The 15,155-nt window shown below is 60.7% G+C and carries 11 protein-coding genes; 7 read left to right on the forward strand and 4 right to left on the reverse strand.

Translation table 11 applies throughout. From position 1 onward, the window contains the following. The first annotated feature begins 819 nt into the window (after positions 1-819). Complete coding sequence (locus J2887_RS04380; protein ID WP_227174359.1) at positions 820-1,158, forward strand: DUF2750 domain-containing protein; 339 nt, start codon at positions 820-822, stop codon at positions 1,156-1,158. 298 nt (positions 1,159-1,456) lie between these two features. Here the strand turns inward: J2887_RS04380 and J2887_RS04385 are convergent, their stop codons facing one another. The 4 genes from J2887_RS04385 to J2887_RS04400 form a co-directional block, all read right to left on the reverse strand. Beyond that, complete coding sequence (locus J2887_RS04385) at positions 1,457-2,944, reverse strand: carboxypeptidase regulatory-like domain-containing protein (protein ID WP_267461611.1); 1,488 nt, start codon at positions 2,942-2,944, stop codon at positions 1,457-1,459. 336 nt (positions 2,945-3,280) lie between these two features. Next, positions 3,281-4,093, reverse strand: a complete 813-nt coding sequence (locus tag J2887_RS04390) for an alpha/beta fold hydrolase (protein ID WP_227174363.1) — start codon at positions 4,091-4,093, stop codon at positions 3,281-3,283. A gap of 401 nt (positions 4,094-4,494) precedes the next feature. After that, positions 4,495-6,099 (reverse strand): MFS transporter, encoded by a 1,605-nt coding sequence (locus J2887_RS04395; RefSeq protein WP_227174365.1) that lies wholly within the window; start codon positions 6,097-6,099, stop codon positions 4,495-4,497. Between the two features lie 15 nt (positions 6,100-6,114). Beyond that, positions 6,115-7,509: an MFS transporter gene (locus tag J2887_RS04400; RefSeq protein WP_227174367.1), complete on the reverse strand. Its 1,395-nt coding sequence runs from the start codon at positions 7,507-7,509 to the stop codon at positions 6,115-6,117. 255 nt (positions 7,510-7,764) lie between these two features. Between J2887_RS04400 and J2887_RS04405 the strand changes: the two genes are divergently transcribed. The 6 genes from J2887_RS04405 to J2887_RS04430 all read left to right on the forward strand — a co-directional run bounded on the left by J2887_RS04405 (position 7,765) and on the right by J2887_RS04430 (position 15,154). Next, positions 7,765-8,166, forward strand: coding sequence for a putative zinc-binding protein (locus J2887_RS04405; RefSeq protein WP_227174369.1), 402 nt, complete (start codon positions 7,765-7,767; stop codon positions 8,164-8,166). Continuing rightward, entirely contained in the window at positions 8,166-8,570 is a 405-nt protein-coding gene (locus tag J2887_RS04410) for a ribonucleotide reductase subunit alpha (protein ID WP_227174371.1), read from the forward strand. The genes J2887_RS04405 and J2887_RS04410 overlap by 1 nt, the downstream gene beginning before the upstream one ends. Before the next feature lie 195 nt (positions 8,571-8,765). Further along, on the forward strand, positions 8,766-10,877 hold the full coding sequence (gene nosR, locus J2887_RS04415) for a transcriptional regulator NosR (RefSeq protein ID WP_227176047.1): 2,112 nt from the start codon (positions 8,766-8,768) through the stop codon (positions 10,875-10,877). Positions 10,878-10,940: 63 nt separating this feature from the next. Continuing rightward, positions 10,941-12,830 (forward strand): TAT-dependent nitrous-oxide reductase, encoded by a 1,890-nt coding sequence (gene nosZ, locus J2887_RS04420; RefSeq protein ID WP_227174373.1) that lies wholly within the window; start codon positions 10,941-10,943, stop codon positions 12,828-12,830. 87 nt (positions 12,831-12,917) lie between these two features. After that, positions 12,918-14,222, forward strand: coding sequence for a nitrous oxide reductase family maturation protein NosD (locus J2887_RS04425; RefSeq protein WP_227176048.1), 1,305 nt, complete (start codon positions 12,918-12,920; stop codon positions 14,220-14,222). Next, complete coding sequence (locus tag J2887_RS04430; RefSeq protein WP_227174375.1) at positions 14,219-15,154, forward strand: ABC transporter ATP-binding protein; 936 nt, start codon at positions 14,219-14,221, stop codon at positions 15,152-15,154. The genes J2887_RS04425 and J2887_RS04430 overlap by 4 nt, the downstream gene beginning before the upstream one ends. Position 15,155 lies beyond the last annotated feature (1 nt).

The following is a 15,155-nucleotide window of genomic DNA, read 5'->3' on the forward strand; positions in this document are numbered from 1 at the left end:
ATACTAGAAGTTGATCGGTATGCGCAAGTTCGAGATCACCTAATAAGCATACTCTCCGGCTATCTTCCTGTATTGTTTGCCATCTTCGGCCTCACGATTCTTCTATTGGCCTATAGAGCACATAGCCTTTCATCAGGAATAAAGGCACTTTTGGTTCGGGGAGAAAGCGTGTCCAACGACGAAATAAAGGAAAGCGCCAAGAACCTGAAAAAGTTATTCACTTCGCTCTTAGGGGCGGCGAAACTGAGTATATATGCTGTTATCCCCTTGTATTTGTCGGGGGCAACATACAACTTAGCCGTTCTGTTAGCTCTTCCGTCGGTTCTTGCGTACGGATATTGCTTAAGGCACCCCTACCTCTTGGCAGTGGGGAGATGCTAAAAAGTGGGTGAAGTCCACTGCTAGAATCGTCGGCTGATTTGGGTGATATGTGGCAGATGACTATTCAGTAAAGAGGATATATGGGTACGGCTACGAAGTTTTTGATCTTATACCTAATTCCAGTGATTTCCTTGGCTGTTACGTTTGTTACGTATCTATTTGTTTATGGAGAGAGTGTTGATCATCCTCTAATAGATTTTTCCTTGGTCTTGGTTATGTCAGGTTTTTTGATTTCATCGAGTCTCAGTATTAAGCTGATTTTTCAGTTTTTAGGTGGCAGTATAAATTACTTGGGTGTAACTTTTGCTGTAGTCGGGTGGCTGGTAGGTTTGATTCCAATAAGTTTATATGCGGTTTTTCTTATACAGTGACTGCAACCAGCAACGCACACATAACGCGGTGTTACGTTTCGTCGTCGACAATGCATCGAGTATTTGAATGAATGTAGAAGTCATCGGTGATCGCGAGTTTATCAGCTCTGTTCAGGAGCAAGGCGGTGTTTGGGTGCTAACGGCTGGCCAAGCGCTTTATGCCCTACAGGCGGATGGTGGCAGGGCTCTTCCTGTTTGGTCATCCGCAGAAAAAGCAGGAGCGTTCGCCGAGAAATTGAGCCAAAAAGGTCTGTCCCCGGTGTTCGTACCGATGAGCAATTTCCTGGGTGCTGCCTGGTTGGGTTCGTCGAGCCTCCAGATCGTTGATGTTTTGGCTTCGCCTCGCTACGGCCAGGAATCTCTCACCTACACAGCAGAGGACCTCCGTGCCAGACTCAAAACGTAACAGTGCGCGGCCTGCGGTCGCCGGACGTCCCTGACGAGCCTTTGCTGTACCCCGTGCTACAGCGAGAATTCCGAGTCATGGCGCCTGATACTCATCCGATTCAAAATTGGATGGTATGAGAACGAAAGGTCTTGGCCGCAGTACTGGCTGGCCAGGCTGTGATGCCTGAAAATCTGCGATGACGCGTAACCGCGAAAACTGGCAGGGACCGCTAACGTTTTATCGATGACCGGGTTTGTCAACGGGAAGAGGCCGGTCAAGTGACCGGCCTCTTCTGTCTGGCTTTTACGACGGCCAGTTAGCGGGCGTAGGATTTGATCGGTTGTTTGGTTTGAGTATTTTGATGGCCTTGGATGCCCAGAAAGCCCACATCGTTATTCCACTCCTGGACAACCTGGGTCGTGACTGACCCATCGGTGTCGACCACGAAGTTCACCACATGCCACCAATAACCCTCAGAGCCCTGGGCATTTGCCGGCGAGAACACCTGGGTTTCACCATCCATAGACAGCTCTACCCTGGCCGGCGAGTCAGAGATCGTTCCAAAGCCGGCGAAAAGCTTGACCATATATCGGTAGGTGCCCGGGTATGGGAACCGCGAGACCGTAGTAACTTCAGGGCCAAAACTGCTGGTGTCGTCAACATCCAGATTGATTGAGGCATCGTCATAGATTTCGGTCTTGTTGGCGTAATAGAGGTGGAACTCTTCGCTGCCGTCGGCATTGGCCGGGCCGTAAAGATGACTGTCCAGGTCACGAGGATTCTGCCCCCAAGTCAACGTCAGGGCAACGGAGGCCTGGAACAGAACCAGGTCTTCAGACAGTGTGGTATCGCTGTTGCCGACGGTAATCTCACGGGTATTCGACAGGGTGAGACGGGTTGCTGAGATCAGCAGTTCGGAATCGGGACGAACCTGAAGGGAAAAGGTCCCGTCAGCGGCGGTACGGGTTGAGGAACCACCAATGTAGTCCTGGCCCTGGGAACGGACAATGGCGTCGGCAATCGGGTTGCCTGCCTCGTCTACCACGCGACCAGAGATGGTGATGGCGTCGTAGAGGACATCCGCATTCCAGCTGGTGAAGTGGTTGACGGTGCCTTCATAGAACCATTCGCCGTTTTGTTCCATCTTCTGGGCGCTGCCTTCTTCACGCCAGATGGTGTCCTGCTGGTCAAAATAGAACAGCGGAATGTTCCAGGGAGATTGGGAAGGTGAGCGGGCATCCGCGATGGGAATGCGGATCGTGGCAGATCGACCTTCGGCCAGTTGCAGGTTGTCGCCGTCTTCACCGTGGAAGGTGGCTGTGATTGCGCCCCAGGATTCCATCAGCCCTTCTTCACCATCTGCTCCGATGGCTTCGTAGCCACCAGGCATGCGGCTGGGATCGCCCGACGGATCGATCACCGTAAGGTGAGCGGTGACATTGCCGCTGTATGGATTGCCGTCGGAATCAACAAAGCTGTTGGCGTCCAGCTCGACCAGGTCAACGCCATCGACACTCAGGGCGACCGCCTGACCGGCATTGAAAGTGTCCATGACATCAGCAGGCAGCAGTGACAGTTCGAGATTTTCATTGTTCCAGCTGAGGTGTTCGCCGGCAATGACGGAGGTATCCCCGAAACCGTTGGCCGACGCGTTGACTGCGATACGTTCCAGCTCTCCGGGGGCATTGAAGGCAAAGCGACCATTGGCGTCGGTGGTAACGGTTTCCAGTGCGCCGCGACCTGCTGTCGTAGCTGTGACGGCGGCATTGGGTACGGGATCGCCGGTGTAGTAATTACGAACCACTCCGGAGAGAGTCTGATTCTCGGGGTTGCCGGTATCGGGTCCACCGGTCGGTGAGTCATCGGAAGAGCCGCCACACCCGCTCAACCCGAGGATTGCGAGAGTGCTGAATGACAACGTTCGGAACGTGGTTGCGCGAACACGCGGGGCAGATGGGTACTTCGAAAGCACAGTTAGCCTCCTTGGCTATTAGGTAATCCTGACGACTCCGGGTGAATCGTCTTCGCCCCTGCAACGGCATTGCAGGAGCTGTCTGAGTGACAACAAAGACGACAGATTGTATCGGCGAGATTTGAGGATTGCCAGCATGGCCTGTTCGGCTTTTAGTCTGATACCCGATCAGTCCGGCATTGCCTCCAGATGCTCTTCTACCAGCGCCACAAACCGCTCCGGCGCCTCCACGGGCAGCATGTGGTTGGCGTCTGCCAGTATCACTTCGCGGCTACGGGGCAGGTAGCTGCGGGCGGCGTTGCAGACCACGTGGAACAGTGGCCGGGTGTTTTCGCCACGGGCGATGGTGGTGGGGATGTCCAGGCCGGCCAGTGTCTCTGCGGTGAGGTTCGGGGTCTCGTTCTGGTGCAGCTGCAGGTCCAGGCTGCCGGCGTTGTCCAGCTGTTGCTGGCGAACGGCGTCCGGCTGGCGGTCGAAATAGCCCGGAGCCCCGCCGGAGCCGTCGATCAGCTGACGCACGGCCTCGGGCCATCGAGCCTCGGCTGCCAGCGGAAACACCGGTTCGAACATGGCCTGGGCATCGGCACCGAACTCCGCCATGGCCTCGTCTGCGAGATAGCCTGGAAAGCCGGGGTCACACAGGCACAGGCTGGCAAAACGCTGCGGTGCCAGGGTGGCGGCATTAAGGGCGACGTCGGCGCCGTAGGACCAGGCCACCAGGTGGACCCGCTCCAGCGCAAGATGATCCAGCAGGGTCAGCAGGTCCCGGGCATGGGTGTTGAGACCGAATGAACCTGGCGCCGGCTGGGTTTCGCCGAAGTGGCGCAGGCAGGGCACGATGACGTCGTAAGACTTGGCCAGCGCCGCCTGGTGAGGCGCCCACAGGCGTGGATCGGCCAGCGCACCATGCAAGAGGATCAGGGTATCGCCCTGTCCCAGGCGCTGGTAGGGCATGAGAAATTCGGAGTTGGACTTGGTCATGTTGAAGGCCTGCGAACTGGACGGTTGGTCGTCGTGGTGAATCAGTGAATCTGTCCGTCGCAGCAGTATCGCCTGTCGGTTCGGGTTGCTCAACATGCTGAATTGTCGCGGATAATCTGGTGAACGCGGGTGATAGAGGATAAAAAAGCCGGCCTCAGTGTCCCGTCCGGTGAGTTCGCTGATCTACTGCGTCGCTCTGGGGCTCTTGGCCAAGGCGCCAGTGCGCAGGTGTGGTGGTTCCACATCAAGCGCTGGCAACACCGGGCAAGAGCCCCAGAGCGGCGCCCTTTGGGAGCCACTGAAAACGTTGATAGACGCGTTTTCAGTGGCTCAGTTGATTAGCGAACTCACCGGACGGGACACCAAGGCCGGCAAAGCACAGTAAGTCGAGGTCGATGAGTTCAGGGGTTGCGGAATTCGGCCTTGGGGCCCAGGTAGTACCACCAGTTCAGCACCAGGCAGCCGGCGTAGAACAGGGCGAAGCCGTACAGTGCCATTTCCGGGGTGGCCGCCTTGATCTGCTCGCCGAACACCTGGGGGATGACAAAGGCGCCGTAGGCCGCCACTGCGGAGGTCCAGCCCAGGGCCGGGCCGGCCTGTTCCTTGTCGAACACCATGGCGATGGTGCGGAAGGTGGAGCCATTGCCAATGCCGGTGGCTGCGAACAGCACCAGGAAGAGCAGCAGGAAGGGCATGAAGAATTCCTGCGGGGTGGCGGAGCTGTACGCCAGCTTCAGGTAGTAGGCGACCCCGAGTGAGCTGGCGATCATCACGATGGCGACAATACCGGTGACCAGGGCGCCGCCGACCTTATCGGCAATCCAGCCGCCGACCGGTCGAATCAGCGCGCCAATGAACGGGCCCATCCAGGCGTACATCAGCGCGGATGGGCCGTCCGGGTTGACGATGTCGTGGGTCATGGCGCCGTCCACCATCACGTGCTGATAGCCGAACACCACCTTGATCGCCAGGGCAAAGCCCGCTGAAAAGCCGATGAAGCTGCCAAAGGTCATGGTGTAGATCACGCTCATGATCCAGGTGTGCTTGTTGGAGAAGATCCGGAACTGGCGCTGCAGGTTGGGTTTGATCTCGCCCGGAATCAGCTTCAGCAGCAACACCGTACCCAGCAGGATGCCGCCAATCACCGGCCATTTCGCCCAGTCCGGTGCACCCAATCCGACCGGCTGTGGCAGGATGATGTAGAGCCCTGCGGCGGCGGTCAGAAAGCCCACCGCCAGCATGCCGCCAATCTTGCCGAAAGCACCGGCCGGGCTGCCAATGTTGGGAGACACCGCCTCGGTACGGATGTTGTTCATGCCGAACCAGCCCGCCAGAGCCAGTGGAATCAGCAGCAGCAGCCAGACAAAGCCGGCGTTGTGAATCCAGGTCTCGCTGCCGGCGGGGATCTTGCCGATCAGGGTGCCGGAGGTGTTTTCCAGGATCATTGGCTCGCCGCCGAAGACGCCGAAGGTCATCACCAGGGGCACCAGAATCTGCATGGTGGTGACCCCGGCATTGCCCAGACCGGCGTTCAGCCCCAGGGCGAGGCCCTGTTGACGCTTGGGAAAGAAAAAGCTGATGTTGGACATCGATGAGGCGAAGTTGCCGCCGCCGATACCCGACAGAAACGCCAGCAACTGGAACACCCACAGCGGTGTGTCGATGCTCTGCAGCGCGAAGCCGGTGCCGATGGCCGGGATCATCAGCAGCGCGGTGGTGAAGAAGATGGTGTTACGACCACCGGCAATGCGGATAAAGAAACTGCTCGGAATCCGCAGGGTGGCACCGGTCAGGCCGGCGATGGCCGTGAGGGTGAACAGCTCTGCCTTGGGAATGGGAAAGCCCAGGTTGAGCATCTGTACGCTGATGATGCCCCAGTACAGCCACACGGCAAAGCCGCACAGCAGGCTGGGAATGGATATCCAGAGGTTGCGGTTGGCAACCTGCTTGCCGGTGGTCTGCCAGAACTGGTCGTTCTCGACATCCCAGGTTTTCAGGTCGGTCATGGTCGGGTCCCCGCGTTAATTGGCATGGGCTGGTGAGTCGGTCGCTTCCGGATGGCTCCGGTGGCGCTTGGAAGGTGCACTGGTATCGGCTTCGCGGCCGTAGTCCGGCTGAATCTCCGGCAGGTAGCGAGCCTGGTCGCCTTCCCGCAGTTCCGGGTGACGGCGGTTCTCCATGCGTACGATGGCACCGTGCATCCACAGGAAAGACACCAGCACGATGGCGAACAGCAGCATGAAACAGCTGGTCCAGACGCCAATCAGGTCGTTCATGGCGCCGAAGGTGATAGGCAGCACAAAGCCGCCAAGGCCGCCGATCATGCCCACCAGACCACCGACGGAACCGACGTGATCCGGGTAGTAAACCGGGATGTGCTTGTACACCGCGGCTTTGCCCAGGGACATCATGAACCCGAGGGTGACGGTGAGCATGACGAACAGGTAGACCGGAACCACGATGGCGAACTCGATGGGGCCCTCAATGCCCCGGACCACGTAGCTGGTCTCCGGGTAGCTGAGGATGAACAGGCAGATCAGTGACACGCCGTAGGTCCAGTACATCACCCGGCGGGCACCAAAACGGTCAGATAGCCAGCCGCCGAAGGCCCGGAACACGGAGGCCGGGGCGGTGTACAGTGCCGCCAGCATGCCGGCCTGCTCCAGGGTCATGTCGTAGGCGCCAACGTAGTAGCGCGGCAGCCAGGAGGCCAGGGCAACGAAGGCGCCAAACACGAAGAAGTAGTACAGCGAGAAGCGCCAGACCTGCAGGTTCTTGAGCGGCGCCAACTGCTGTTTCAGTGGCACCGCACCGCCGCCACTTTGCTGCTCCCGCGTCCGGCGGGGATCATTTTCGGTAAGCAGCCAGAACAGCACGGCAATGGCCACCAGTACGCCAGCGTAGATCTGTGCGGTGCTCTCCCAGCCAAACGCCACCACCAGGAACGGCGCGGCGAAGTTGGTTACCGCAGCGCCGACGTTACCGGCGCCGAATACGCCCAGTGCGGTGCCCTGGTGCCCTTTGTCATACCACTCCGAGATATAGGCCACACCGACGATGAACGAGCCACCGGCCAGCCCGACCCCCAGCGCCGCGAGCAGGAGCAGCTCGTAGGTGCGCACCGTGGACAGCAGGTACACCGCCACCGCCGTGGTGAGCATCAGGACCGTGAACACCAGTCGGCCACCCATGCGTTCGGTCCAGATGCCAAGGAAGATCCGGCTGATTGACCCGGTCAGGATTGGTGTCGCCACCAGCAGCCCGAACTGGGTGTCCGACAGCCCCAGCTCCTGTTTGATCTTCACGCCGATGATGGAAAAGATCGTCCACACCGCGAAGCAGGTGGTGAACGCCAGGGTGGAGAAAAACAGCGCCTTGTGGGCTTTGGGAGGGTTGTACTCCTGTTCGCTCAACATGGTTGTGCCCTCGTTGGTTTGGTTTGCAACTGGAACGATTACGGCACAGCCCCCTGAGCCCGAAATTGACATACATCAAAAACCGCCGGCACCTACCCCATACGCGCCGGCGGGCTATTACCCCCGATGGATCAGGGGGTAAGGCGGGCGCAAACGGGTTATCCACTTTGCCCCTTGCGAGTACCTCCAAAGGGGAAGCGATCCCGGCCGTCAGCTTGCCTAGCATGGTGGGGTAGTCATGTTCAGGAGCCAGCGATGACCTCCCGCAAACAACGACCACTGATCTATGCCTGCTCCGGTTGCTCGGATGTGGCACAGCTGGCCAACAGCGCCGCCGTGCGACTCGATCATCGGGGAGCGTTCGAGATGTCCTGCATCTCTGGCGTTGGGGGCAAGGTGCCGGCACTGGTGAAGACCGCCCGCTCCGGTCGGCCGGTGATGGCGGTGGACGGTTGCCCCCTGCACTGTGCCCGGGCCTGCCTGGAAGGGGTGGGGGTCACGCCTGATGACCATGTCCGGCTCTACGACTTTGGCTTTCGCAAACACTATGGCCGCAGCTATGACGATGACGCGGTTGAAGAGGTCTGCGACGCCATTCTGGTGCGGCGGGAACGTCTGATTCCGCTGTTGCAACTCGACGCTTCTGGAAGCTGCTGATGGTCCACAACTACCAATCCCTGATCGAAACCGCGCTGATCCAGCCGGAGCCCCAGCGCCTGCTGTTCGTGTTCTGCCGTGCCGAACTGCCGGACGACGCCAGTGCCGGTGAGCGGGCGGCGTTCCAGCGGGGGGAGGGCGGTGCTCTGACGCCGGTGATCTGCGTCGACAAGGCGCCGGCGGAGGTGACCCGCTTCCACGACCTGGAGATGGAATCCCGCCAGACCGGGCAGGACTGGGATGTGGTGTTTGTCGCCGCGATGTCGGGGCGCGCCGGGGTGGCGCCGGCATCGGAAGATGCCCAGCAACCGCTGACCATGATGGTCGAGTCCATTCGCCTCGGCCACGTTGCCAGCTACCTGCCGCTGAATCGCCGTGGCCAGGCCATTAACCTGGATCAGTAGTTCTAGATTAATGGTCCTGGATCAATAACCCGTCGCTTTCCCGAACCGGTTGATGGTTATCAATTTATTGGCTGTCGCCGCTGGTTAGGGTGGCAGCCAGGTCGGGACCTTCCCGGCACCAACTAGAAGAACGATAGAACGATGAGAGTGGGAACAACCGTGAAGCTGTCTGTTGTCCTGACGCTGTTGCTGACGATGCTGGGGATGGCGTCTCCGTTGCTGGCCATGCCGGTGGCCGAGTACGAGCCTCTGGCTGCCCGTCAGGTGGTGGCCGACGCCATGCCGGAAGTGGATCGTCTGGAGCCCCGGGAGGACAACCGGGCGATCCTGGCGCTGTACGCCGGCGACACCCTGAAAGGCTATCTCTACCAGACCCTGGACTTTGTTCAGACACCGGCTTACTCCGGCAAGCCGGTGAACGCCGTGGTGGTGATGGACCCGCAGGGGCAACTGCTGGCGACGAAGGTGATTGAGCACCACGAGCCGATCCTGCTGGTGGGCATTCCCGAGCGTCGGCTGCACGAATTCACCGATCAGTACATCGGCCTGGCGGCGGACCAGCGGGTCACCGTGGGTGGCTCCAGTGATGGCAAGCGGGTGGCGGTAGACGGGGTGTCCGGTGCCACGGTGACGGTGATGGTGATCAACGAAGTGATCATGCGTACCGCTCACAAAGTTGCGGTTGAGCTGGGGCTCGTTGACGGTCATGCCAGCAAGCGTCCGCCGGTGGCGGAGATTGATGGCTCGGCGGTGGCGGACAAGAGCTGGTCAACGTTAACCGGCGATGGCTCCATCCGGCGTCTGCTCCTGACTCAGGAGCAGGTGGATGAGGCTTTCCGCGGCACCGCCGCTGACAAGGGCCGGCAGGCCCGGCATGGGCGCCAGGACGGACCGGTGATCGATTTGTACGCCGCGTACCTGAATGCCCCGGGCATTGGTCGCAGCCTCCTCGGAGACCGTCAGTACGACTGGTTGATGTCCGAGTTGCAGGAGGGCGAGCATGCCATCGCGGTGATGGCCAATGGCGAGTATTCCTTCAAGGGCTCCGGCTACGTTCGTGGCGGCATCTTCGATCGCATCCAGATCCGCCAGTTTGGCGACACCTTCAACTTCCGCGACTTGGACTACCATCGTCTCAGCGATGTCTACGCCGAGGGCATGCCGGCGTTCCGGGAAATGGCGATATTCATCGTGCGCCAGCAGTACCGCTTCGACCCCGGCACCGAATGGTCGCTGGAGCTGACGGTCAAACGCCAGACCGGTCCGCTGGACAGCGAGTTCCAGGTTTTCCCGCTCAGCTACCAGTTGCCGTCGCAGTACTTCGTGCGGCCGGAGCCGGTCATCAGCGAAGCCGACCGTCTGGCCGAGCAGCCCCTGTGGGTGCAGGTGTGGTATCAGCGCCAGTTCCAGGTGGGCGTACTGGCTGTGGGCATCGCGGTGCTGTTGTTCATTCTGTTCTTCCAGGACTGGCTGGTGCGCCGGCCCAAACTGATGCGCTACCTGCGTCACGGCTTTCTGGTCTACACCCTGGTGTTCATCGGCTGGTACGCCCTGGGGCAGCTCTCGATAGTGAACGTGCTGACTTTCGTCCACAGCCTGATGGGCAGCTTCAGCTGGGATACCTTCCTGATCGATCCGATCCTGTTTGTGCTGTGGGGCGCGGTGGCCGCCATTGTGCTGCTGTGGGGGCGGGCGGTGTACTGCGGCTGGCTGTGCCCGTTCGGGGCGTTGCAGGAGCTGGTGAACGAGATCGCCCGCAAGCTCAAGGTGCCCCAGTACAACCTGCCGTTTGCCGTCCATGAGCGCTTGTGGGCGCTCAAGTACCTGATCCTGCTGGGGCTGTTCGGGGTGTCCCTGGAATCCATGGCGACCGCCGAACAGCTCGCGGAAGTGGAGCCCTTCAAGACCGCGATCACCCTGCGCTTCGACCGTGAATGGCCGTTCGTCACCTACGCCGTGCTGCTGGTGGTGGTCAACCTGTTCACCCGCAAAGTCTACTGCCGCTACCTCTGTCCACTGGGTGCCGCGCTGACCCTGCCGACCCGCTTCCGGGTGTTCGACTGGCTCAAGCGTCGCAAGGAGTGCGGTAACCCCTGCCGGCTGTGTGAGAAGGAATGTGAGGTCCAGGCGATCCACCCCGACGGCACCATCAATTACATGGAGTGCCACTACTGCCTGGACTGCCAGATGACCTATTTCGATGACCACAAATGCCCGCCGCTGATCGTCAAACGGCGGGGCAAACGCCGTGGACGCAATGCCCCAGGGCGGCCCGAGGAACGCATTCCTGCGGTAGCCGTGGATTGACCAAGCCAACAGGACCCCTGTTTCTGAACCCTTATTCCTGAGTTGAAAACGGAGCACCGAACCATGAAAAAAGAACAGAACGAACAGCAAGAAGCCCCGCAGGGCGGTCTCAGCCGCCGGCGTTTCCTGGGTGCCACCGCCGCTGCTGGTGTGGTGGGTGCCACTGGTCTGGGGACGGCGGTGATGTCCCGGGAAGCCTGGGCCGACGCCGCCATGGAAGCCCGCAACAAGGCGGTGGTACATCCCGGCGAGCTGGATGAGTACTACGGCTTCTGGAGCGGTGGCCACTGTGGTGAGGTCCGGGTGCTCGGGGTGCCGTCCATGCGCGAGCTGATGCGTATTCCGGTGTTCAACGTGGACTCCGCCACCGGTTGGGGCATCACCAACGAAAGCAAGGACGTGCTGGGCCATGACAACACCTATCTCAATGGCGACGCCCACCACCCCCACATATCCATGACCGACGGTCGTTATGACGGCAAGTACCTGTTCATCAACGACAAGGCCAACACCCGGGTGGCCCGTATCCGGCTCGACATCATGAAGACCGACAAGATCACCACGGTGCCCAACGTGCAGGCGATCCACGGTCTGCGGTTGCAGAAAGTGCCCCAGACCAACTACGTGTTCTGCAATGCGGAGTTCGTGATCCCTCAGCCCAACGATGGCTCCGAGTTTGCCCTGGAAAACAGCTACACCATGTTCAACGCCATCGACGCCGAGACCATGGAAGTCGCCTGGCAGGTGATTGTCGACGGCAACCTTGACAACATGGACGCCGACTACACCGGCCGCTACGCCGCCTCCACCTGCTACAACTCCGAGAAAGCTGCCGACCTGGCCGGCACCATGCGGGCTGATCGGGACTGGGTGGTGGTGTTCAATGTTGATCGCATCGAAGCGGCCGTGAAGGCCGGCAACTTCAAGACCATTGGCGACTCCCAGGTGCCGGTGGTGGACGGTCGCCATGGCTCCGAGCTGACCCGTTACGTGCCGGTGCCGAAAAACCCCCACGGCCTCAACACCTCGCCGGATGGCAAGTACTTCATCGCCAACGGCAAGTTGTCACCGACCGCCACCATCATCGCCATCGACCGGCTCGACGACCTGTTCGACGACAAGTTCGATGATCCCCGAGATGTCGTAGTAGGTGAGCCGGAACTGGGCCTGGGGCCCCTGCACACCACCTTCGATGGTCGCGGCAACGCCTACACCACGCTGTTCATCGACAGCCAGGTGGCGAAATGGAACATCGAAGATGCCATCCGTCACTACAACGGCGAGCAGGTGAACTACATCCGCCAGAAGCTGGACGTGCATTATCAGCCGGGCCACAACCATGCCTCCCTCACCGAGTCGCGGGATGCCGACGGCCAGTGGCTGGTGGTGCTGTCCAAGTTCTCCAAGGACCGCTTCCTGCCCGCCGGGCCGCTGCATCCGGAGAACGATCAGTTGATCGACATTTCCGGCGAGGAGATGAAGCTGGTCCACGACGGTCCGACCTATGCCGAACCCCATGACTGCATCCTGGTGCGTCGGGACCAGATCAAGACCCGCAAGATCTATGACCGCGACGACCCCTATTTCGCCAGCGCCCGTGCCCAGGCGGAGAAGGACGGTGTCACCCTGGAGTCGGAGAACAAGGTGATTCGCGACGGCAACAAGGTGCGGGTGTACATGACCTCCGTGGCGCCGACCTATGGCCTGACCGAATTCCGGGTCAAGCAGGGGGATGAGGTCACCGTCTATGTCACCAACCTGGACACCATTGAGGACGTAACCCACGGCTTCTGCATGGTGAACCATGGCGTCAGCATGGAGATCAGCCCACAGCAGACCAGCTCCGTCACCTTCACCGCCCATTCACCCGGGGTGCATTGGTACTACTGCAACTGGTTCTGCCACGCCCTGCACATGGAGATGGGCGGCCGGATGATCGTCGAGAAGGCCTAGGACGGCGAATGGAAGGCCCGTGGCTTTGCTGCGGGTCTTCCTGCCGGGACCGCAGTAACTCACAGGCCACCAAGGTTTTTCATGATGATGAAACGGATTCTGTTGGTCATGACCGTGCTGATTGGCCTGACGGCGTCGCCGGTGTGGTCGCAGGCCGGTCTGCAGCCGCAGCTTGATGCCATGGCCGAGGGCAGTGTGCTGACACTTCCAGCGGGCACCCTGCCATCCCTCCGGGTGACGGTGCCGGAGGTGACCATCCGCTGTCACCAGGACACAGTGATCGACGCCGGTGGCGACGGCCATGCTGTGGTGATCGCCGCGCCTGGCGCCACCCTGTCCGGTTGTCGAATCCGCAACTGGGGAGCCGATCTCAACAATCTGGATGCCGGCGTCTTTGTGACGCGGGCCGCGGAGGGTGCCGTGGTGGCGGACAACGATCTCCATGGCCCCGGTTTCGGCGTCTGGCTGGACGCCACGCCGGATGTGACCGTTCGCCACAACCGTATTCAGGGCAACCCGAACCTGCGCTCCCAGGACCGGGGCAATGGTATCCACCTGTTCAACACCCAGGGCGCCCTGATTGACGGCAACCGTATTCGCCAGACCCGGGATGCCATCTACATCGAAACCGCCAACCACAACCGCATCGTCAACAACGATATGAGCGACCTGCGCTATGGCATTCATTACATGTACTCCCACAGCAATCATCTGGAAGGCAATGTCACCCGCAACACCCGCACCGGTTATGCGCTGATGCAGAGCAAGCGACTGACGGTGGTGAACAACCGCTCCGAGAACGACCGCAATTACGGCATCCTGATGAATTTCATTACCCAGTCCGAGCTTCGTGGCAACCGCATCGTCGGGGTCCACCAGGGCCAGAGCGGCGGCGTCGACATTCAGGGCGCCGAGGGTAAGGCGGTGTTTATCTACAACTCGCTGTACAACACCTTCAGCGACAACGTCTTCCGCGACAGCGATATCGGCATCCACCTGACCGCCGGCTCCGAGGACAACCAGGTCAGCGGTAATGCGTTCATCGATAATCGCCGCCAGGTCAAATACGTCGCCACCCGGGAGCAGGAATGGTCCAGTGAGGGCCGGGGCAATTTCTGGAGTGATTACCTGGGGTGGGATCGCAACCAGGATGGCATCGGCGACGTCGCCTATGAACCCAACGATCAGGTCGACCGCCTGCTGTGGACCTACCCCGAGGCGCGGGTGCTGATGCACAGCCCGGCGGTGGACACTCTGCGCTGGGTGCAGCAGGCGTTCCCGGTCATCAAAGCCGCCGGCGTCAGCGATCACCATCCGCTGATGCGGCCACCCCGATCACACAGTTTGTCAGCGAATTTACCAGAGCAGACACCAGGCCAGGAGGCGCCATGAGCTGTTTTGAACTGACCCAGGTGCACTACCGCTACGATCGCCAGCCGGTGCTCAGGGACCTCTCCCTGGCCCTGGCGCCAGGCCAGATCCTGGGGCTGTTTGGCCACAACGGTGCCGGCAAGACCACCACCATCAAGCTGATCCTGGGTCTGCTGACCCCGGATCAGGGCCGGCTGTCGGTGCTGGGTGGCGAGGCTGGTGATGCCTCCGTTGCCCGACACATCGGCTACCTGCCGGAAAACGTGATGTTCTACCCCCAGCTCAGTGGTCGCGAGATCCTGCGCTACTTTGCCCGCCTCAAGCGGGTGTCTGAAACCCAGGTGCCGGAGCTGCTGGCCCAGGTGGGGCTGACCGACGCCGCCGATCGCCGGGTGCGGACCTACTCCAAGGGCATGCGCCAGCGTCTCGGGCTGGCCCAAGCCCTGCTCGGCTCGCCGCGGCTGCTGATGCTGGACGAACCGACGGTGGGCCTGGACCCGGTTGCCACCGCCGAACTGTACCGGCTGTTGCAGCGACTTCGGGATAACGGCACCGGCATCGTGCTGTGTTCCCACGTGCTGCCCGGCGTGGAGCCCTACATCGACCAGGCCGCGATCCTGTCCGCTGGCCAGCTTCAGGCCTGTGGCGATCTGGCCCAGTTGCGCCGTCAGGCTGATATGCCGGTGCGGTTGAGTCTTCGCAGTGGTCGTGGCGATGGTCTGCTGTCTGCGCTCAATGGCCATATTCCAACGCTGTCGACGCTGCAGCCAGGGCCCGACACCCTGGTGGTGGAGGTGCGGGCCAGCGACAAAATGGCGGCCATCGAGGCGCTGCTGGGCGCCGGCGGCGTGGACGACCTGCAGGTGCATCAGCCCACCCTGGAGGATCTCTACTGTCACTTCATCCAGGCGCCGTCGTCATCGGACGCCGCCGATCACCAGAGAGGGGTGTGAC

Source organism: Marinobacter sp. CA1, from assembly GCF_020546665.1.
In the GTDB taxonomy this organism is placed as follows: domain Bacteria; phylum Pseudomonadota; class Gammaproteobacteria; order Pseudomonadales; family Oleiphilaceae; genus Marinobacter; species Marinobacter xestospongiae.

What these genes read in the sequence shown, in the direction of transcription:
- J2887_RS04380 (WP_227174359.1), top strand. Translation starts at nt 820, where the DNA reads ATGAATGTAGAAGTCATCGGTGATCGCGAGTTTATCAGCTCTGTTCAG.
- J2887_RS04390 (WP_227174363.1), bottom strand. Translation starts at nt 4,093, where the DNA reads ATGACCAAGTCCAACTCCGAATTTCTCATGCCCTACCAGCGCCTGGGA.
- J2887_RS04395 (WP_227174365.1), bottom strand. Translation starts at nt 6,099, where the DNA reads ATGACCGACCTGAAAACCTGGGATGTCGAGAACGACCAGTTCTGGCAG.
- J2887_RS04400 (WP_227174367.1), bottom strand. Translation starts at nt 7,509, where the DNA reads ATGTTGAGCGAACAGGAGTACAACCCTCCCAAAGCCCACAAGGCGCTG.
- J2887_RS04405 (WP_227174369.1), top strand. Translation starts at nt 7,765, where the DNA reads ATGACCTCCCGCAAACAACGACCACTGATCTATGCCTGCTCCGGTTGC.
- J2887_RS04410 (WP_227174371.1), top strand. Translation starts at nt 8,166, where the DNA reads ATGGTCCACAACTACCAATCCCTGATCGAAACCGCGCTGATCCAGCCG.
- nosR (WP_227176047.1), top strand. Translation starts at nt 8,766, where the DNA reads ATGCTGGGGATGGCGTCTCCGTTGCTGGCCATGCCGGTGGCCGAGTAC.
- nosZ (WP_227174373.1), top strand. Translation starts at nt 10,941, where the DNA reads ATGAAAAAAGAACAGAACGAACAGCAAGAAGCCCCGCAGGGCGGTCTC.
- J2887_RS04425 (WP_227176048.1), top strand. Translation starts at nt 12,918, where the DNA reads ATGAAACGGATTCTGTTGGTCATGACCGTGCTGATTGGCCTGACGGCG.
- J2887_RS04430 (WP_227174375.1), top strand. Translation starts at nt 14,219, where the DNA reads ATGAGCTGTTTTGAACTGACCCAGGTGCACTACCGCTACGATCGCCAG.